19 protein-coding genes are annotated in these 19,704 nt (G+C 31.1%); 18 read left to right on the top strand and 1 reads right to left on the bottom strand.

Annotated elements, in window-relative coordinates; translation table 11 throughout:
• Positions 1-59 precede the first annotated feature (59 nt).
• From CQ046_RS20195 to CQ046_RS20175, 5 genes are all read left to right on the top strand, one after another.
• A complete protein-coding gene (locus CQ046_RS20195) occupies positions 60-437 on the top strand; it encodes a helix-turn-helix domain-containing protein (protein ID WP_105703991.1) in 378 nt (125 codons plus the stop codon).
• 1,395 nt (positions 438-1,832) lie between these two features.
• Entirely contained in the window at positions 1,833-2,993 is a 1,161-nt protein-coding gene (locus CQ046_RS20190) for a tyrosine-type recombinase/integrase (protein ID WP_105703990.1), read from the top strand.
• 67 nt (positions 2,994-3,060) lie between these two features.
• Complete coding sequence (locus CQ046_RS20185; RefSeq protein ID WP_105703989.1) at positions 3,061-4,248, top strand: hypothetical protein; 1,188 nt, start codon at positions 3,061-3,063, stop codon at positions 4,246-4,248.
• Between the two features lie 118 nt (positions 4,249-4,366).
• Positions 4,367-4,654 carry a helix-turn-helix domain-containing protein gene (locus tag CQ046_RS20180; RefSeq protein ID WP_105703988.1) on the top strand — a complete coding sequence of 96 codons (288 nt, stop codon included), beginning with the start codon at positions 4,367-4,369 and terminating at the stop codon, positions 4,652-4,654.
• 4 nt (positions 4,655-4,658) lie between these two features.
• Positions 4,659-7,115 carry a DUF3987 domain-containing protein gene (locus tag CQ046_RS20175; RefSeq protein WP_105703987.1) on the top strand — a complete coding sequence of 819 codons (2,457 nt, stop codon included), beginning with the start codon at positions 4,659-4,661 and terminating at the stop codon, positions 7,113-7,115.
• 77 nt (positions 7,116-7,192) lie between these two features.
• Here CQ046_RS20175 and CQ046_RS20170 read toward each other — a convergent pair whose 3' ends face one another.
• The gene (locus CQ046_RS20170) at positions 7,193-7,888 is read right to left on the bottom strand and encodes an ADP-ribosyltransferase (RefSeq protein WP_105703986.1); all 696 of its coding nucleotides are present in this window, start codon (positions 7,886-7,888) and stop codon (positions 7,193-7,195) included.
• 370 nt (positions 7,889-8,258) lie between these two features.
• Here CQ046_RS20170 and CQ046_RS20165 point away from each other — a divergent pair, with 370 nt between their 5' ends.
• From CQ046_RS20165 to CQ046_RS20105, 13 genes are all read left to right on the top strand, one after another.
• The gene (locus CQ046_RS20165; protein WP_105703985.1) at positions 8,259-8,669 is read left to right on the top strand and encodes a hypothetical protein; all 411 of its coding nucleotides are present in this window, start codon (positions 8,259-8,261) and stop codon (positions 8,667-8,669) included.
• Positions 8,670-8,715: 46 nt separating this feature from the next.
• Positions 8,716-9,282, top strand: coding sequence for a DUF2971 domain-containing protein (locus CQ046_RS20160; RefSeq protein ID WP_105703984.1), 567 nt, complete (start codon positions 8,716-8,718; stop codon positions 9,280-9,282).
• A 495-nt stretch (positions 9,283-9,777) separates the two neighbouring features.
• A complete protein-coding gene (locus CQ046_RS20155) occupies positions 9,778-10,293 on the top strand; it encodes a hypothetical protein (RefSeq protein WP_105703983.1) in 516 nt (171 codons plus the stop codon).
• Positions 10,294-10,339: 46 nt separating this feature from the next.
• Positions 10,340-11,221: a hypothetical protein gene (locus tag CQ046_RS20150; RefSeq protein WP_123906659.1), complete on the top strand. Its 882-nt coding sequence runs from the start codon at positions 10,340-10,342 to the stop codon at positions 11,219-11,221.
• Positions 11,222-11,422: 201 nt separating this feature from the next.
• Entirely contained in the window at positions 11,423-13,612 is a 2,190-nt protein-coding gene (locus tag CQ046_RS20145; protein ID WP_185126216.1) for a type VI secretion system Vgr family protein, read from the top strand.
• A 10-nt stretch (positions 13,613-13,622) separates the two neighbouring features.
• Positions 13,623-14,762 (top strand): hypothetical protein, encoded by a 1,140-nt coding sequence (locus CQ046_RS20140; RefSeq protein WP_105703981.1) that lies wholly within the window; start codon positions 13,623-13,625, stop codon positions 14,760-14,762.
• Between the two features lie 6 nt (positions 14,763-14,768).
• The gene (locus CQ046_RS20135; protein WP_123906658.1) at positions 14,769-15,308 is read left to right on the top strand and encodes a hypothetical protein; all 540 of its coding nucleotides are present in this window, start codon (positions 14,769-14,771) and stop codon (positions 15,306-15,308) included.
• Positions 15,309-15,321: 13 nt separating this feature from the next.
• Positions 15,322-15,804, top strand: a complete 483-nt coding sequence (locus CQ046_RS20130) for a hypothetical protein (RefSeq protein ID WP_105703979.1) — start codon at positions 15,322-15,324, stop codon at positions 15,802-15,804.
• Between the two features lie 15 nt (positions 15,805-15,819).
• Positions 15,820-16,149 (top strand): DUF4280 domain-containing protein, encoded by a 330-nt coding sequence (locus tag CQ046_RS20125; RefSeq protein WP_105703978.1) that lies wholly within the window; start codon positions 15,820-15,822, stop codon positions 16,147-16,149.
• Positions 16,150-16,471: 322 nt separating this feature from the next.
• A complete protein-coding gene (locus tag CQ046_RS20120) occupies positions 16,472-17,431 on the top strand; it encodes a hypothetical protein (protein ID WP_105703977.1) in 960 nt (319 codons plus the stop codon).
• A gap of 9 nt (positions 17,432-17,440) precedes the next feature.
• Positions 17,441-18,139, top strand: coding sequence for a hypothetical protein (locus CQ046_RS20115; protein WP_105703976.1), 699 nt, complete (start codon positions 17,441-17,443; stop codon positions 18,137-18,139).
• Between the two features lie 8 nt (positions 18,140-18,147).
• Positions 18,148-19,167 carry a restriction endonuclease gene (locus CQ046_RS20110; protein ID WP_105703975.1) on the top strand — a complete coding sequence of 340 codons (1,020 nt, stop codon included), beginning with the start codon at positions 18,148-18,150 and terminating at the stop codon, positions 19,165-19,167.
• A gap of 195 nt (positions 19,168-19,362) precedes the next feature.
• Positions 19,363-19,629, top strand: a complete 267-nt coding sequence (locus CQ046_RS20105) for a hypothetical protein (protein WP_105703974.1) — start codon at positions 19,363-19,365, stop codon at positions 19,627-19,629.
• Positions 19,630-19,704 lie beyond the last annotated feature (75 nt).

Here is a 19,704-nt window from a genome sequence, read left to right as displayed (position 1 = left end):
GCAAATACTGCCAAATACTGAGTGAAATTATCTAACATAAAAAAATCGGAAAGTATCAAATGAGCAGTAACATCAGGATTAATCGCATTTGTAGCTATTGTAACCAAACATTCGTAGCCAAAACATTTACTACAAAATATTGTTCTCACACCTGCAATCAACGGGATTATAAGAAGAAAGCCAAAGAGGAAAAAGTTCGTCAATCCAAAGAAGAATTTAGTACTGATTCAAAAGTTAGTAAACTCAAAAAGACTACTACTACCTTTGATATAGAACAGTTAAAAGCAAAATCTTACCTCAGTATATCGGAGGTTTGTGTTCTCTTAAATATGTGTGATTCTACTGTAAGGAAACTTATTAAAGAGGACAAAATTAAAACGCTACGTCTTGGTAAAAAACATATTATTCCAAAATCGCAATTGGAAGAATTCATTTAATTCTTTGTAGAATATCATTTATTTTAAGTTACAGCGATTTTAAATTGGAGATTGAATATTTTATTGTCTTCAAAATTTAAAATGCTGTACTTTCTTTGTTTAAAGTTTTCGCGATTTATTTTTGAAATCATCAGAGATAATTCTTCTTTTTTCCCTTTGTTTAAAGCTGTTTTCAAAGGTAATTTTTCTTTTTTTGTTTCCTTTAACAGAGATTTTAAACAATTCTTTCAAAAAAAAATACTACCACGCTCCCTAAAAAATGACTACTAAAAATCCATCTTCCTATGAAAAACCTGAGTTTTATTCAGGAAATTTGTCCTTTTTCAGAAATATCCCTTTAAAAACTACCCTATAATCAGTAATAAATCCCTTTTTATTTGATAATCGGTATTTTGTCCTCTTTTGAATGTCCTCTCTCCGTAGTCGTAAAACGTATTTGGCTATATTGCTCATATTGCCTTCTATGCAAATTAATGTTTAGATGGATTAATCAATTATTCATTGTTAATAATTAATAATTATTTAATTAAAGCAATTAATATTATTAATTATACAATAAATTGCTTTAAAATATTAATATTATAATAATTATTAATAAAATATATACAATTAAAATTAATACGCAAATAAAAATAAAAAATAGTTCTAAAAATAAGGTTATCAAAGTGTAAAATACCCTATATAAAAGAAAAATAGAGAAAAGAAGAAGAAAATAAAAGAACGAGCAGGGCAAAACGGGCAATATGGCAAAATGACTACCACAGAGGAGAAAATATAAACTCAAATGGTGCTTTGAGCTGATATTTTATAGAACATTAAATAAAAGAAGTAGACCAAAAATTATAATAAAGAGGGATCAAATCTCAGAAATAAGATGTTCGAATAATCTCCAATAGTAAAAATTTGTAGAAGATGATCTTTAGATGATTTAAAGAGAATTATTTCTTCTTTTGAATGATCTTACATTCGTAAAAGAGAAAAAAAACATCCAACTCATTTTCCTTTTAGTAGACCAATTTTCAAAAACATTTTGGTGTAGAATATCCAAATTGAAGTTAAAACCGAAATTTGAATCGACTACTGTGTTTAAATTAAAAGATTAAATGATTGAAAGATTAAAAAATTAAGAGATTGAGAAATTAAGAAATCGAAAATCGACCACCATCCATTTAAAACTCAAAAAAAGAAATTAGATTTTCCTTTGAAGAAAAATAAAAAAATAAATCCGAAGTATCAGGAAGAAACAGAGCATAAAAAGCAGCGAGTTTCCCTACCCAAAAGTAACTTTTACAAAATAAAACCAAAGAAAAGGTGTAAAACAGGAGGTTTGCGTTGTCTGTATAGAATATTCAGCTGAATGTTGTATCATAATTCGTAACAAAAAAGAGAAAAATTATGAAAATCTACCTGATGAAACGAGGCGGGCAATTATCAAAAAAGAATGCCGAAAAAGGAAAACCAAAAATGAACAGTTTGTTTTTACTGTATCATGATACCGACAGAAAAACCAGACACTATGAATTCCTACAACTGTATCTTTATGATAAGCCAAAAAACGAAACTGAAAAACTCCACAACAAAGAAACATCAAGTCTTGCCGAAGCGATAAAAGCCAAAAGGATTTTGGATATACAGAGCCGTAAACACGGATTTGTGAGCAGTGCCAAAGGAAAAATAGGATTTCTACAATATTTTAAAACATTGGTAGACAAACGTTTTGAAGTAAGCGGAACACACGGAAACTGGAACAGTGCCTATAAACATTTGCAAAAATTCTGTAAGAATAAAGATATTAATATTGATACCGTAGATGATTTGTTCTTGGAATCTTTTAAAGATTATCTTTTGAATCAGAAAGTTTCCACCCAAAACGGAAACAAACTCGCACAAAATACAGCATTATCCTACTTTAATAAAGTAAAGACTGCTCTGAAAGAAGCGTATCAATCCAAAATGATAAAAGAAAATCCTGTAGTCGGAGTAAAAGGAATCAAAGAAAAAGAAACCAATAGACAATATCTTACTTTAGATGAATTGCAGAAACTTGCTAAAACAGAGTGCTATTATCCTATAATGAAAGATGCTTTCTTATTCAGTGCTTTAACAGGATTACGATTTTCAGACATCAAAAACCTGACGTGGAAAAATCTCTCTTATGATACAGAAAACGGCTGGATCTTGAAATACACCCAAAAGAAAACAAAAGGAGCTGAACATCTTCCAATAGCAGAACAAGCTGTAAAAATAGTAGAAGTTACTCCTGAAACACTCCGAGCCAAAAATCCGAAGGAAAACATCTTTGAAAACCTGAATTATAGCGCTTACCAAAACAAAAAGCTTCATAAATGGGTAGAAGAAGCAGGAATCGATAAACATATTACATTCCACAGCGCAAGACACAGTTTTGCGACATTACAACTCACAATGGATACAGATATTTATACCGTAAGTAAATTATTAGGACATCGTCATTTGAAAACTACCGAGATTTATGCAAAAGTTATCGATAAAAAGAAAATAAATGCAGTAAGTAAAATGCCTGAATTGTATATTTGAATTATTCCTGTAAACCTGTAAATTTGTGGTATATTACATCAATATTATACCACAAAATTATTATAAAATGCCCAACTTCAAAGAAGATCACCCCGAATTTGAAGCCGATTATTTTGATCCGGAAAGCTTCTTTTCTCTTGAATACTATCGGGAGTATTATGAAAAAACAGAGAAAGAAGCCATTTTGTATTTTACCCAAAATGAACATCGTTACAAAGAACTGCAAAAAGGCTTTCCCAAACTATCCGTTGCAACACTAAAAACAATGGCTTGGAAATCATATAGTCCAGATATTCACTACGAAGAAAAATTAGCAATATGGAATGAGAGTGGAGCATCACCTTTTGATGCAGAATACCGCTTCAAATTCAAAATTAAAAGCAAAGAAAAACCTTTAACCATTGTAGCCAGTATTCTCCCTAAGAATGAGCTGCAAAAGAATTTATATCTACAATTCCTAATAGAATATATCAGCGGAGAATATATTAAAAATAACGAGTTGTATGGAGCAAAGATTCTTTCTTATTATGATTTAAAAGAACAATTCCTAAAAGATAAAAAAGATGTGAAAATAGAAAAAGAATCTATCACACAAAAATGCAATCAGATTGCAAAGGACTGCTCATTAACGGTTAATTTTAGTGATTATCTTCACTATCTTAAGTATCATAATAACTTATCATCTTTGAATATAGAACAGCTCGAGAGAATCGAAAACCTTTGGGCATTGGCGATTGAATTAGCTTTTTATCAGCATTATGCAAAGTATTATCTGTTTTTAGAAAATTATGACAATAGCAGTACTAAAGATAAAAAGCTGTATAAGTCCGAAGAAAACAAAACTTTTAAAACAGCAGAATATTTTGATGACTTAAAACTGCTCAAATTGCACAAATTGCTCGTAGATGAAAATTGTATCTCTGAAATTAACTACAATGATTTCAAAAAAGTGTTTACCCAAACAGAAATAAGATATGGAATTTACCGCCATCAGAAGATTAACTGGAAGCTCGAACGTAATCATGGTATGAATAAACAGGCATTATTAACATTGATTGAATATGTGGTAAGTCCTGATTATACAGATGAAAATAAAGCTATAATAAGTAAAATTATAGGAACTTGCTTTACCTTTGAAAACAAAGACATATCTGAAAATATCAGTAAATCTTTTAATGAAGCCTTTAATTCATTCAAAAATAAAAAGTACAAAAACTCAAAAAAAATAGAAGAAATAATGAATAAAATATTATAGTCAAAAATAATAGCTTGATTATCAATACGATGTTCCCAAGGTTAGACCTTGGGAATTTCTATTTTCGCCCAAGGTAGGTGTCAATATTTTTATTTCATAAAATTTTAACATCAGTTTTATGAAAAAATCATTAAAAAACCTAAGCACCTCAGAAAAGGAGGAATTGTTTAGTCTTCTTCAAGCCAAAAACGTACTGACTACGGAAGAAGCAGCCATATATCTTAATATCAGCATTCCTACGCTGAGAAAATTAAGAAAAAATAAAAAAATTGCCTCCCATCAACCCGTTAGGAAAGTCTTTTATATGCGTGAAGACTTAGACGGCTGGTTGCTAAGCAACAGGCAGTCTGACAATAATTCGATTGAGAGCCGTGTATCAGGATATTTTTTAAACTCTAAATTCTAATAAAATGAAAAAGATTTTAAAATTATTGTTCAACCTTTGGGCAAACCACGTTAAACACATCGAGTTTCTGACATTATTTGCTTTCTATGAAGCTATAAAAACAGGAAAATATAAAAAAGAAATAGAGCAAATCCGTAGTCACATCCAGCAAGGAAATTATAGCCTTGCCGATACTCTCAAAAAGAAGCTGTACGGAATGACATTCTCAGCAATATTTCATTCCGATAGAAACAGGAAAAAAGACAATATGGTGGAGTATACAGGCGTGGTAGTGTTGGATATTGATAACCTTACCAAAGAACAAATCACACGATTAAAGCCTATCATCATTAAAATACCTCAGACTTTGATGTGCTTTATTTCTCCGTCTGGAATGGGATTAAAAATCGTCGTAGTTACTGATAATAAAGACCCAAACCAACATAAAGCCTGTTATCAGCAGGTGATTAACTATTACAAGCAACATCTCAATGTAGAATTTGACGAACAGACCAATGATATCACTCGATTATGCTATGTATCCGATGATTCCGAAGCATATTTTAATCCTAATGCTGAAATATTCAACTGTGGATCCGAAGTATCCGATCAATCCGCACATTCAGGAGAATCAGAAGAAACTTTGCAAAACAACAAAGATACAGGCAATAACACAAATACTGATCAGCAGTTTTTACATCAGATGAAATATACGGTTAGTTATACAGGCAACAAAGTTTTGTTTGAAAAAGGCTCAAGAAACCGCTTTATCTACATCTTGGCAAGCAATTGTAACCGATACGGTTATGACAAAGAAAAAGTAATTAATTACTGCTTGGAACATTATTTAGAAGCCGATTTTCCAAAAGAAGAAATCATTGCTACAATTAGCAGTGCTTATGAGCGTACAGAAGAATTTGGGAGCTGGGTTAAAAAAGAAAAACCTGCAAAACAGCCAGTTAGCCAACCCATATCTAAAGATAGTACAGAATGCTCCTCTAAAACTGTTAATAATGAAAATAACACAGCAATCATCACTAAAGCAGACACTATCAAAACAGAACTAAATACAGAGAAAAAAGAAGATATTGCAACAAAAACCAACACTACGATTGAAAATGCTTTGCCTGAAAAAGATGGTAGTATTCAGTTGGATTCTCCATATATAAGCCATGTAGTTAAAGAATGCCTTCCTTCATTTATGCAGGAGATATTATCCTACATGGATTCAGAACGAGAAAAAGACATTTTTATCATCGGTTTTCTAACGGTAATCAGCGGAATTATTGATATTCAGGGGATTTACAACAGGAAAAAAAATTATCCTGCGGTGTACTCGTTTATTTCTGCTCCACCTGCATCGGGGAAAGGAGCGCTCAACTACTGTCATCAGCTGATTCTACCACTTCATAAAATGCTTAAACAACAGAGTGAAGACGCATTAATACAGTATCAGATGGATTTGCAGGATTATAACATCCGAAAAGCGAACAAAGAAAAAGATTTGGTAAAACCAGAAAAACCACCGTATAAAACGGTTTTAGTTCCTGCCAATAGCAGCAGTTCGCAAATTGTAGAGCATCTCTCTGATAACGGCGAAAAAGGCGTTATCATCGAAACCGAAGCAGACACTTTGACGAAAACCTTAGAAACAGACTTCGGTAACTTCTCTGATATCCTTAGAAAAGCCTATGAACACGAACATATCAGCTTAAGAAGAAAAACCAATAAAGAATATTTAGAGCTGTACGATCCCCGTTTGGCGGTTACATTAAGTGGCACTCCCGATCAGCTGAAAAAGCTGATTAATTCGGTAGAAAACGGACTATTTAGCCGATTTATTTACTATGTATTCCAGACTACTCCGAAATGGAGGGATGTTTCTCCGGTACAAACCAACGAAAAACCGCTTCATACCGTCCTCGAAGAAACAGGGAATTATCTTGCGGAAAAGCTCATAGAACAGCAGAAAACTCCGATAGAATTTCATTTGACAGACCACCAATGGAAGCAATTCAATGAAATCTTTAGGCAGAGAGTACAGGAAATGAGCTGTTTTGTAGGTGAGGACATTTCAGCGAATATTTTCAGATTAGGAAGTACCACATTCAGGATAGCAATGGTATTGTCAATATTAAATCTTATAGAAAGTGAGGATACTGCTGATACCATAGGCGGAATACATATTTGCAGTGATGAAGTTTTCGAAATGACAATGTCATTATCCCATACCTTTTATCAACATTTGGAGTTTGCTTTTAAGCTGATTAGAAACACCAATGATGTGATTAATACTACATTACAGAAGTTTTTAAACATCCTCCCTAACAACTTTGATCGAAAAACCGCCGTAGAGATTGCTAAAAACGCGGGAATCAATGTTCACGAGAGAACGATTGATAAATACCTCAAAAGGCTTACAGAATACCATTATCTCACAAAAATAAGCCATAACCAGTATGAAAAAAGAGATAATAAATAAAAAACAATTGATATTTTACTAAAAATCAGAGCCGTTGTATTCTATACAGCGGTTTTTATTTCAACTATGGTTATATATTAAAGCTGAACTTTTGAAAAAAACACATAATTATTTAAGATTTTATATTTTTCCTCAATAACTAAATTAAGATTAGTAGGAAGCAATAACTCATATTCTTCCCTTTTGCTTACAGATTCAATGTATAAACAATTGCATCCCTTGGGAACTTTTATAAAAATAAGAGTTTCTCTATTCAGGGGTTTATGGTCACTATTCAGGTTTTTCCTGTATGATAAATCAATAGAAGTACTCAAAAATGCTTTATCAGAAATGATAATTCCTTTTTTAAGACGTTTACCATTGAGGAGGTAATTTCGTAGAAAAGAGTTTGATATTCTCCTTACAACAACAATATTTTCATCAAGTGAAAACTTGTGAATTTCATCATTTATACCATTAACTCTCCTAATTATATACTCTAAACCTTCCGTTTGATTAAATTTATCCTTACCCGTACGCAAAAATAAATTAATACTATAATAAAACCAGCCAGCATAATACCGAAGGTGTTCAACAGTTGAATTATTATATTCTTTTTGTTTTAACTCCAAATACTCAGAATGAGTACTACCCCAATTATTAATAAGATTAGGTGATAAAAAATAAGTATAATTATTAGGTTTGAAGTCTTTTGCTATTTGCTGCTGCAATATAAATTGTACAAATTTTTCAAATATTTGGGGAAACTTAGAATTTATATAATTGTAAATCATTAGTATTAAAGAACATAGTTTTAAATATGCTAATATGGATAAATATACTATTTAAAACAATATAGAAAAGTTAGAAATTTCATAAAGAAAATAAAGTTTGCTTTCAGCGTCTTTTTATTATAGAGGAAGAGCTCAAAGAAACGTGGGTTTATCTACAAATCCTAGACTTAGGAACAAATAAACTTAGAAAGAAATACAACCTAACCTCCTGTTAAATATAGTTTGCAAACCTATGATTATTTAACTTAAGCGAAGTCCATGAATAAATTTGAACGGTACAACATGATTGTAGGAAAAATAAATTTTAATGCGACGTGTTTTGTCGCAATAGCTGTATAGCTTTGTTTGAATAATATAAAAATTAAAGAATATGTCAAATTTAAAAGAGATTGAAAAAAATGTTTCAGTAAAGTATGGAGACTGCAAAGGTGTAGTAGAACTAGATTTTAAGGATGGAATTATAACTCTAGATGATTTTTGCGAGGAAATGAATATATCTATTGAGGACAAGTTTATCGTTGGTTTTGAACTCTCAGATGAAACAATCTTAGGAATGACAGGAGAAAATATTCATATAAACATATTATATGTAGATGAGAATGTTTATGGAAGTAGCTTTGATGAAATAGAAAGAAAAGCAGTGAATGACGGATACATTGAAATTCAAAAGATTGGTAAATATATTAATATTAAAGATTTTTTGAAGTATGTCAAAAGATTGAATCTATTAGCAACAACCACTATTACAGATAGAGTAGAAATCAAGATACTTGAACGTTAAATGTTGAGAAAACAGTATTTTTGAGCTCTATAGAAAATATTAAGATATGACTTTTTACAAATTCAGAAATTTTAGTAACTACAAATATTTATTGGATATTATTGTTAATCAAAGATTATATGCTTCGAATTTCAGAAGTCTCAACGATAATCTTGAGGGCCAATTTACCTCCAATGCATTTGATGATACAAAAAAAAGAGTGACATTAACTCCAAAGAGCGAGGATCATATAAGTATATGTTCTTTCAGTGCAAATTATAAAAGTCATTTATTATGGTCGCATTATGCAGACGGACATCGGGGAATGGCACTTGGTTTTACAATTGATGATAACAAATATAATATCCAAAAAGTTAATTATGATGGGCTATCTCATTTTGATGACCTACCTATTACACTTGATGAAAAAAAACAGGTTTTTCTGAACAAAATAAAAGATTGGGAATATGAAGAAGAATACAGAGTTATATCAGAAAAACAATGTTTTATTGATATAAAAATTGAAAAAATAATCTTTGGCACTGAAGCTTCTAAAGCTGATAAAGAGTTAGTTACCAAACTTGTTGAATTAATAGATAAAAATATTGCAATTGAAACTTATAAAGAGTTTTAGTTAAATAGATCATTTTAAAATTACTTTTGGCATCAAATATCCAAACTGAAATGATAATCGATTTTTAAACGGAGAACAACGCTTAAATTAAGTTTTATACTGATTAGGATTGAGGAATGTTAAATTATTATTAAGATAAAAACATAAAATTGTTGTTTGAAAATATTAAAATTAATAGCTTTACGGCAGTAAACGAACAAATAAAAATATATAAGAATAGAAATATTTAAAATTAGATAAAAAACATATTGCATTTCGCAAACTGATTTCTGCCTTTGAAAAGTCGAAAATTTAAAAGTGTAACAGAAAGGAGTTTAGCAAAATGCTCAGGCTAGGGCTTGAGCGTTGCTTTACTTTGTTACACAGGGCTTCGACTCCCTCAAAGGCAGGTAAAGACAAACGTCTCAAGCCTGTTTTGTTTTCATACATCATCATTACGGGTTTCAGTAAGGAAAAAAGAAAAATAACTTATAAAATTAACCCCAAAATAAGCTTATGAAAACAACTATTACTACTCTATTTACAACATTAGTTCTCTCCACTACCCTCTCCTGTAATTCCAAAGGAAATAATTCACAACCCGAACAAAACAAAGTATTTACGATCACAAAAATTACCGAAAGTGGTTTTGAAAAACATGGTAACTCCTATAAATACAATTTTATAGGAGAAGCCCGGAATAACTCCACCAATATTTATGATGATGTCTATACAACTTTAGAAGTCCAGCTTGAATTGGAGAACGGGAGTATTATTACCGAAAGAGATTATGATAGTGGGCTTATGACAGGTTTCGGAGATACTGAAAAAGTATGGAAACCCAATGAAATCAGAAAAATAGACGACCACGGAGGATTAGATTCTGACTTTATTCCTGCACATTACAAAGAATATAAAATCAAAAAAGTAGTAGCAATATTTGATTTTAGTACAGAGGACATTATCAACCATACCAAAGATACTTTTACTGATACCATTGATATTACCAAAAAATGGAACGCCTTAAAATAATATTACAGAAAACAACAAATAAATTATGAATCTTAAAATTTACATTATGAAAACAAAAATTATGAAAAAAGCTATCATCTTGGGATTATGTACACTTTTAATCAGCTGTTCAAAAACTACTGATGAAGAAATCAACGAATCGCAAACACCGATCACAGAGAAAATATTTGCATTCAAATATATAGATAATGGAACGAATAGTGTTGTTCAACTTAATCCTAATAATGGTAGTGAGATCAAAACAATAGCTAATCTGGGAAATCAATATTTAAGAATTGCGAAATATTATAGCAATACAGATGAAATACTTGGAGAAGTGAACGAAAATAATACTAAAAAGTTCTACAGAATAAAAGTTTCTGATGGAACAATTTCTAAGTATAACTACAATGGATATGATGATTTTGTTATTGGAGGAAATAAACTTTACGCCTTTAAATACAATAACAGCAACAACAGTATTGTAGAATTAAATCCAACCAATGGAACAGAAATTACCACATTGAAATCTGTTGGAAGTAATTATCTTAAAAACTTTGTTTTCTCACAAACTACCAATACCATTATTTGTGAAAACAATACAACAAAATCACTTTACAAAATTAATATTACAAATGGGAATACAGAATCTTTTAACTATTTCGGGTATGATAATTTAGCTATTTCAAAAAATGGACAGTTATATGGATTTAAATACACCACTAACAATAATCAGATTGTAGAATTAAATACCTTGAATGGTAACGAAATAAAAACAGTTAAATCAATGGGAAGCAAGTATTTAAAGAATATGCTCTATTTAAATTCCACCGCTGAAATTATTGGGGATTTAATTGATTCCTCTACACATAATTATTTTAAATGTAAAGTTTCTGACGGTACTTCAAGCGAAAACAGCTTTGGTAAATATGATTATTTTATCTTCTAAAATAAAAACGTACTTTAAAAGTCATTTAGAGAATCTTCTTTAAAAAAGGAGATTTTTTTGATTTTAATGTACTATCATAAAATAAGAGATAAGTGTTATTTGAATCGTAGTTTTACTACAATTTTTGAAATAGTGTCAAAAAAGTTTAGTTTTGGCATTATTTTTATCTACATTCAGTGATATAAAAACACACAAATCATCATGAAAAAAAATAGATCTAATGCTGAGAAAATTTCTGAGAATCATATAGCAGGCATTAACCGTGTGGTGAAGCTTGACATTGTGATTGATGGAAAGCCCATTAGCCACTTTAAGCATTTCCGATTACAACAAAGCGCTAAAACCCACCACTACTTTGAACTTACTCTAGCGCACGATTCATTAGATAAAACACAAAACCATAGCTTAGAACAAGCAAAACAATTTTTTGGAAAACGACTGACAGTAACTTTCAAATACAAAGATCCGGAAAACGAAAGTCCTGAAAGAACATTTGTAGGAGTTATTATGAAAGTGGCATTTAGTCAGGAGGAAATGAGTCTGGGAAATATAGTATTGAAAGGAAATAGCCCAACAATACTCATGGATTCTGCTCCACATACTCAAAGCTTTGGAGGAAATCAACCTGTGAATACTTCCATTATTGCTGATAGAGTAATTAAAGAGGCAGTGGGTAACAATGATTTTGATATTAGAATAGATACGCAAAACAATAGTTACATCAATTATAGTTCACAATATTGCGAAACCCATTATAATTACCTTGCTAGAATTGCAGAAGCTTATGGAGAACAATTCTATTACGATGGAGAAATACTACACTTCGGAAAGTTACCATCTCATGAAAAGTCTATAAAGCTTATTGATGGCAGTAATGTCAATGATGTGCAGATAGAATTAAATGCAATACATATAAAGCCTGAATATTTTGGATACAATAGTAGTAATCACGCAAAGATGATTGGTGTTGATAATCAGATCAAGCATCTTGGTGAATTATCCTCAGAAACTTATGAACTTAACAACAGTATATTTAAAACCCGTTCATTGACTCCTGCTCCTGTAAATCCTAATATGTTCCTTGATATAGATGATTCACAAAAAAGTGCAAGAGGGAGTAAAGCGGTAGATGTTTTTAAAGTTTCAGGAAAAACAACTGTGCCATTTCTATATACAGGCTGTGTAGCAGATCTAGCCATGAGAAAACCAGATAGCAACCAAACTTCACACTTCACTACATTGATGATAACTGAAGTAAATCATGAGGTGGATGCAAGAGGATATTATACAGGAGATTTTGAAGCTATTGCCGAAGGAACTGGCTTTATGCCTAAACCTGATTTTATAATACCAAAAGCTGAACCACAAATTGCAACTGTTATTTCAAATTCAGATCCTTTAAACCAAGGAAGAATACAGGTAAGATTTGACTGGCAGTTGAATGATACCACCCATTTTATCAGAATGATGAGTCCAGATGCTGGAGGTACAGGTTCAGTAAGCCAGAATAGAGGCTTTGTAGCTATTCCAGAAATTGGAGATCAGGTAATGGTTGGCTTTGAATATCATAATCCAGATTTCCCTTTTGCAATGGGTGGAATGTTTCATGGTGGCATAGGCTTAGGCGGTGGTATGGACAACCGTGTAAAATCTTTACAGACCCGAAGTGGTCATAGGTTGGTCTTCACAGAGGACGAAAGCATTTTACTGACTGATAAAAGTGGTAATGAACTCAGGTTTGATACAGAAGGAAGTAATATCAATATTACCGCTCCTGAAACCATTACTATAAAGTCTAAGAACTTGAAGTTTGATATTGAAGAGAATATCGAGACCAAAGCAGGAAAGAATATGGATACTAATGTTGGGCAGAATATAAAGATTATTGCCAAACAAGAGATTAGTCAAGACAGCGGTAAGAAAACCATTATCAATGCTGGAACTAATACTGAAATATCAGCAAAAGCACATCTAGACCTCTATGGTAAGGAAAAATTCATTGGTTATACTGATGGGCAAACTGAGTTCGGAGCAAAAGACAGAATGCATGTATATGGAGCTAATTCATTATTGACCGCTAAAGATAAGATCGAATACAGAGCTCCACAAATGAATAAACTTCCTGAGCAAGGAGTATTTGATTATGATAAAGAACCTGCAATTGTAGATGTATTTTGGTTAAATGATACTGGTGAAAAAGCAATAAAAAAATTGTATAAGGAAGAAGAAGCCAGTATCGAGGTCATTACCAGAAACACCAAAGAGGGAGAAGAAGTTAGTATTGATGTTCAAGAAACTGATGAAAAAGGAGAGAAAATCATGAATACCTACTCAGGTGCAGTTGATAAAGATGGAAAGGCTCTATTAAAGAAAATTGTGAAACATAGTTAAAACTTCTTTTATGGGAAAACAATTAAAGAAAGCAACCTCAGTATTTTCGATAAAAAAAGTAACAATAAAGGGGACCGAGAAAAAATTTGAAAATAAGGTACTGAATAATGATATTGGAAAAGAATATATAATAGTAATAGCTCCACAGAAGTATCAACACGGTAGTGGACTCCTTAAAAACGCTAGGAATTACTGGAAAAACGATGCTGGAGCAAACGGAAAATTCATGTTTGTTCTTCAGGGGATCAGAAGAGTCAAATTAAATCAAGAATTTAATTTTAATTGGACAATCCTGATGTATACTTACGGATATACTGAATCTCAAATAACAAAAACAAAAGAAGCTTTTCAAAAATTAGCTCCTGAATGTAATTTTGTCAAAATAGCTAGTTATCAAGAAGCTATAAATTATATTAACACTAAAAATAAAGACAAGACAACTGATGATAAAAAACTTCGGGAGAAGTGTTTAGTAGAAAGAGTTTTTATATATTGCCACGGATTTGTAGGCAAACTAGCTATGGGATTGACTAATAGGAGCAGTGGTGATGAAAAGCTTGATTGGGATGAAAAAGTTGCTTCTAAGCTACATAAAAATGCTTTTTCTAATTCAGCAAAACTATATAGTTTTTCATGCAAAACAGGGTTAGGTAATTTAGAGATTGAGGAAGAAAATAATCTTAAAAAACAAGTTTATGATGGTGAGGAATATTCTGGACAAAGTAGTCCAACAACAATGATTCCCATGTCTCATGCAGTTTATAAAACAATAACATTACCATTATTAGGAGAAAAGAGTTTGGCTCAAAAATTTGCAAATGCTACAGGTGCTACGGTACATGCATATTGTTCAAGGTCAGATTATGAAGATACATTAAATACTTCTGATGAATTAGACTTTATGGAGTATTATGAAGCAGGTGATGGTAAAAAGCCAGCCAGAGTAAATGATCGTTATAAATATTTATTAAATAAAAAAAATCGTAAACCTGAGGATGTTAAAAGATACGATACATTACAAAAAATTGATAAAAAAAGAATTTTAATTGATGGGGGGAGATTTGATTTTGATGGTGCACGTTACCCTGTAAAAGGAGGAACTACTCCAGTTGGCGTTCCCAATGATATGAAAACTTATATAAAAAAATAATCAAAAATGGAAAAATTGAAAATTTTTGCAAACAAAAATAATATTATCTGGGCTCTATGTATGTCGAGTATCTCTACTCTTATTCTTTTTTTGATAGGCTTTTTTTATCTTACTAGTGTGGATAGTTCTACGCTTACAAGCCCATTTTCTATTTTGGGTTATTTTGTTTTGCTCTATTTTATTTTTAAAATATCCACTTATTATAAAAAACTAACCATATTAGGATTAGTAGCTTCTATATTCATATTTTTCTTCTTATATCTTCTCCTTTTTTTATATGCAGATAAAAACAAAGACTATTTAGAAAATATTATAAAATTTATACCTATAAAAGAATGGGATAGTAATGGATACGACCCTGCTGAAGAAGAGTTATCATCTCAATTTTGTGGAATAATGACCCTTATCGTGTTGTTTCTGCAAATACTCTTTATCAATTTATTACCAGATAATTTTTTGGAAAATAAAAAACTTGTCAATTATACCTCAATTGGTGTAATTGCAGTAATTATAATTGCTTTAACAATTGTTATTTTCTTTTCATAGTTAATTAAAAGTTATGGAAGAACCATATTATATCAATACTGCACGTGGATATTATGATATAGCAGAAAAACTAAGTAGCGGATATAAAGATATTGATGGAATTAGACTCATAAATCCTTCACCAATGGTATTTAATCATGAGGAGTTAAAATGGATAAAAGAGCATCTGTCTGACTTTTTAAAACAGAATTACTCTGATATTCCAGACGACATCTTAAACCAATTACATAAGATTACTTTAAATGAAATTAAAACAAGATCATATATATTCACATGGTTTTTTAACACTTTCGATGAGGATGTATATCTTATGACGTTAAAAGTTCAAAATAAACTTTATAATATTTATATGATAAAATACACTGAAATGGAAGGGATATATGACGGAACTGAACTCATAGATCACAAATTAGCAAATAAGGTAAGATTAGAAAGTGAAAACTGGTATAAAAATCTCTTTAGTGATGAACAAGAATATTTGAAAAGTAAGTATTAATTTATAGCTTTAATTATGGCTAAACATATTACTGATACCACCCAGCTAAAATGTAACAAAGGAGCTTCACCAGCCCCACTCACAGTAACAAGTCAATCCTTTATGAGTATTGATGGAAAACTACAGGCTACAGAAGAAGACAAACAGCCTAATACTAATATTAAACCTTTTGGAATATGCAGTGTTTTAAGATCTTCTTGTACTCCTTCACCTATTAAGTGGAACAATACCTCTGATTTTGAAATTGATGGTAAAAAAGAACTGTTAGATAATTCAACATGCCAATGTTCTATTGGTGGTAAAATTTCCGTTGTACAGCCTGCTCAGAACTTTGTTGAAGAATAGATAGTTTAATTTGCGTCTGCTCAAAAAAGTCTTCTTTGAAAAACGACTTTTTTAATTAAATTTGATAAAGTTCAAAAACATAACAACTAAAATCTATTGACTATATTAAGCAATCCAGAAGCTAAAGAACTATTTGATTTAATAAATAAAGAATATATTCATATTTATTAAATTGGTCATCACAGCAGTATGTCCGAAGAAATATATTTAGATTGGTTGGTACCTTTGAAACCTGAACGATCAGAATATGAAAATACAAGATTGCTGAAATAATAAATATTTGATTTTATATCAAATTGTAGATACATAAAAACTAAAATACATGAAAATAACTTTTCCTTTACAAGAGGTAATTGAAGACATTGTTAACACAGAGAAGTCCTTATCCACTGCATTAATGAAGCTTGCGTATTTTGGACGGCAGATAGATAATCAAGAGTTAATTAATTATACTAATAAAGAATTAAATGGTTATGCACCTGATGATGACATTCCTAAATACAGAAGAGCAGCAGGAACGTTAAGAATAACCATCCAAGCCTATCCAGAAAGACATTTTGGTATATTACCTGCTTCAATGTTAGAAGAGCCCTATAATGAAATTTTCCAATATTTAAAAGTTAGAGAAGGAATTGCTTCTATTGAAAAGTTAGCAAAAGAAATTTCAGAGGAAGATTCGGGAGAAATTGGGGTGACTTTCCCTATGGAAATGTTACATATTTTACAGGAACCTGCAAGAAAATTATACAAATCAAACACCAGAATTGATGTAATTGCAGCAAGTGTAAACGCTAATAAAAATATTGTAGTTGCGATACCAAATGCAATTAGAACAAAGCTTTTAGATTTTGTAATGAATATCGCAAAAGAGTTTGGATATTCTATTGAAATTGAAACGTTTAATGAAAATTCAGAGGCTAATAATCAAACAATAAATAATTATATGAGTACAACAATTAACAACACAGGAGATGGTAACTTAATTAATACAGGTGACCACAATCAAATTGACAACAAAGTTCAGATCAATAAAGGAGATTTAGCAAAACTTCAGGATGAACTTAGAGGGCACGGAATTGATGAGGTAGACATTCAGGAAATCACCACAATAATTGCTGAGGAACAGCCAGACATAGAAAATGATAGACTAGGCCCGAAAGCGAACAATTGGATCTCTGGAATTTTAAATAAATCTTTAAATGGTATAGGAAAAATAGGGACAGCGGTTACTGCTAATTTATTGGCTTCTTTGATAAAAGCCTATCTTGGAATGGGAGCTTAAAAATATATTATGAATTTAATAAGTCAAATAGTAAATGAACTAATAGATGATAAAAGCTCCTTAAATGGAGCTTTATTAAAAACAAAAGTTTTAGCCAGTAGAATAGGAAATCAGGAGCTTTTGAAATGGACTAATGCTGAACTGTCAGGTTATAATAGTGAGGAAGATTTACCTGAGTATAGGAAGAATATTTGGAATGCATTAAAAGGAAATGTATTAAACGGAAATATGAAATATACAAATTATGAAATACCCACAATAAATCTTGATAAGGAGTTTGAAAGCTCACTTAGGTGTTCGAGCTTTCAAGATAGTGTAAGTGCCTTAGAAAGTTTACTTCAGTTTGATGGAAACTTAAGTATTCCCGTCAGACCAGAGATAGTCCATATTATAGAACAAAATTGGCAAGCAATGGGAAATCCTTATTTGAGTATTATATCTTGTAATAAGTTACTTTCTCGATCAAGCATTGTTGACATTATCTCAAATGTTAGAAGTAAGTTACTTGACTTTATGCTTGCAATTGAAACTGAATTTGGTGAAAGTGTTGAGATACAGGATTTAAAGTTCAAAAACGAAGAAATAACAGGCATTATGCATCAAACTATCATTAATAATAATGGTGATGGAAACTCAATAAATACGGGCAATGAAAACTCATTATCTAATAATTCAGGAAGTATTAAGAAAAGTAATTTAGGAAATTAAAAAATTGAATGGAAGAAAACTATAAAATATGGATGGTTCGTGCTGGTAGTGGAGGATATTTAGTTGATGAGTTCTTAGCATGGGGTTTTGTAGCAATTGGTTGGAATGATTTAGGACAAGTTCCTAACAATATATCTTATGATAATCTAAAACAACTTTATATCAAAACATATCCCGAAGACAGTGTAGGGAGAATCAATCAGAATACCTCTCAGGTTTGGAGATTCGCAAAAGAAATAAAAGTTGGAGACAAAGTTGTTACGTACGATTCAACTAGCCGAAATTATTATCTGGGTGAAATTACATCTGATTATGACTTTGATACAACCTTAACTTTCCATCATATTCATCGAGTCAATTGGATGCCAGAACCTACAGGTAGAGATGTTCTTTCAACAGGAAGTAAGAATACACTTGGATCAGTCCTTACGACTTTTGAAATTGGTTCTGATGTTTGGAAGGATTTAATTAGTTCAAACCCTGAGAATGCTTCAGAGGAAGAAATCGTATTAGAGGAAAAACAAAACCTTGAAGAAGAACCTGAAAAACTGGAAGAATTAAAAGAAGATGTACAGTATAAATCTCAGGAATTCATCAAAGACATTATAGCGAATCTAAGCTGGCAGGACACTGAAAAATTGGTTGCAGGTATTCTAAGAGGAATTGGATACAAAACACGAATGACACCATCTACTTCTGATTTTGGAAGTGATATCATTGTTTCTCCAGATGAGTTAGGAATGGAAGAGCCTCGAATAAAAGTCGAAGTAAAGAAAAGAACCCGTGAGAAGATTGGAACATCTGATATTAGGGGCTTTATCGGAGGTATGAGGGACTATAACAAAGGGATTTTCGTAAGTACATCAGGTTTTAGTAAAGATGCCCGACATGAAGCAGAAAGAGCTAATGTTGCAATTACTTTAATTGACTTAGATTGGTTAGTAGAATTATTACTAAATAATTATGAAAATTTAGATATAGAAACAAAAGCTTTAGTTCCGCTTAAACGAATATATTGGCCTGTTTAGTATAGATATTGCTTATTAATCTTATGTTCTCCACTTTAAAAATCAAAAAAATATCAGACTTCCAATAGAAAAAAACGTTGTAGAATTCTCCTTAAAATCAATTAATAAAATTATACAGAATCAACACAAGAGAGCTAACAAATAATATTTCCTATTCGTGATACTACTTTACTTTAACCTTAACAGAGATACATTATGGATGATAATTTTAGCAAACTATATGAAAAAATTGATAAGGTACTAGAGAATCAAAAATTGATCTTAGAAAAGCTGAATCAAAATCCTACATTTTACAGTTCTAACTCTAGATTAGGCAACTCTAAAACGAAACCAAAATCTACAAAAGCTGAAATAAAAGAAGAAATAAGAGAGTATGTTCAATTAAAAATACATTATGGACCAATGCTACAGCGGAAGTTTAATTTAGCAACTGAACCTCATATTAATAGAATAAAAGAATGAAGTCATCTTGACTTTTTCAAAAATTATATTTTTTATTTGAAATAAAAAAAGGGATTAGGAAATTAGAGTCGCTAA

It is taken from the genome of Chryseobacterium sp. MYb7 (assembly GCF_002979455.1).
In the GTDB taxonomy this organism is placed as follows: Bacteria; Bacteroidota; Bacteroidia; order Flavobacteriales; family Weeksellaceae; genus Chryseobacterium.
Note: the sequence above shows the minus strand (reverse complement) of the source record. Positions and strands in the feature narration are given on the sequence as shown.

Excerpts from the sequence above, each read along its gene's own strand:
- CQ046_RS20170 (WP_105703986.1), bottom strand. The coding sequence starts at position 7,888 with ATGATTTACAATTATATAAATTCTAAGTTTCCCCAAATATTTGAAAAA.
- CQ046_RS20185 (WP_105703989.1), top strand. The coding sequence starts at position 3,061 with ATGCCCAACTTCAAAGAAGATCACCCCGAATTTGAAGCCGATTATTTT.
- CQ046_RS20180 (WP_105703988.1), top strand. The coding sequence starts at position 4,367 with ATGAAAAAATCATTAAAAAACCTAAGCACCTCAGAAAAGGAGGAATTG.
- CQ046_RS20115 (WP_105703976.1), top strand. The coding sequence starts at position 17,441 with ATGAATTTAATAAGTCAAATAGTAAATGAACTAATAGATGATAAAAGC.
- CQ046_RS20120 (WP_105703977.1), top strand. The coding sequence starts at position 16,472 with ATGAAAATAACTTTTCCTTTACAAGAGGTAATTGAAGACATTGTTAAC.
- CQ046_RS20105 (WP_105703974.1), top strand. The coding sequence starts at position 19,363 with ATGGATGATAATTTTAGCAAACTATATGAAAAAATTGATAAGGTACTA.
- CQ046_RS20125 (WP_105703978.1), top strand. The coding sequence starts at position 15,820 with ATGGCTAAACATATTACTGATACCACCCAGCTAAAATGTAACAAAGGA.
- CQ046_RS20110 (WP_105703975.1), top strand. The coding sequence starts at position 18,148 with ATGGAAGAAAACTATAAAATATGGATGGTTCGTGCTGGTAGTGGAGGA.
- CQ046_RS20155 (WP_105703983.1), top strand. The coding sequence starts at position 9,778 with ATGAAAACAACTATTACTACTCTATTTACAACATTAGTTCTCTCCACT.
- CQ046_RS20130 (WP_105703979.1), top strand. The coding sequence starts at position 15,322 with ATGGAAGAACCATATTATATCAATACTGCACGTGGATATTATGATATA.
- CQ046_RS20135 (WP_123906658.1), top strand. The coding sequence starts at position 14,769 with ATGGAAAAATTGAAAATTTTTGCAAACAAAAATAATATTATCTGGGCT.
- CQ046_RS20195 (WP_105703991.1), top strand. The coding sequence starts at position 60 with ATGAGCAGTAACATCAGGATTAATCGCATTTGTAGCTATTGTAACCAA.
- CQ046_RS20175 (WP_105703987.1), top strand. The coding sequence starts at position 4,659 with ATGAAAAAGATTTTAAAATTATTGTTCAACCTTTGGGCAAACCACGTT.
- CQ046_RS20150 (WP_123906659.1), top strand. The coding sequence starts at position 10,340 with ATGAAAACAAAAATTATGAAAAAAGCTATCATCTTGGGATTATGTACA.
- CQ046_RS20160 (WP_105703984.1), top strand. The coding sequence starts at position 8,716 with ATGACTTTTTACAAATTCAGAAATTTTAGTAACTACAAATATTTATTG.
- CQ046_RS20190 (WP_105703990.1), top strand. The coding sequence starts at position 1,833 with ATGAAAATCTACCTGATGAAACGAGGCGGGCAATTATCAAAAAAGAAT.
- CQ046_RS20145 (WP_185126216.1), top strand. The coding sequence starts at position 11,423 with ATGAAAAAAAATAGATCTAATGCTGAGAAAATTTCTGAGAATCATATA.
- CQ046_RS20165 (WP_105703985.1), top strand. The coding sequence starts at position 8,259 with ATGTCAAATTTAAAAGAGATTGAAAAAAATGTTTCAGTAAAGTATGGA.
- CQ046_RS20140 (WP_105703981.1), top strand. The coding sequence starts at position 13,623 with ATGGGAAAACAATTAAAGAAAGCAACCTCAGTATTTTCGATAAAAAAA.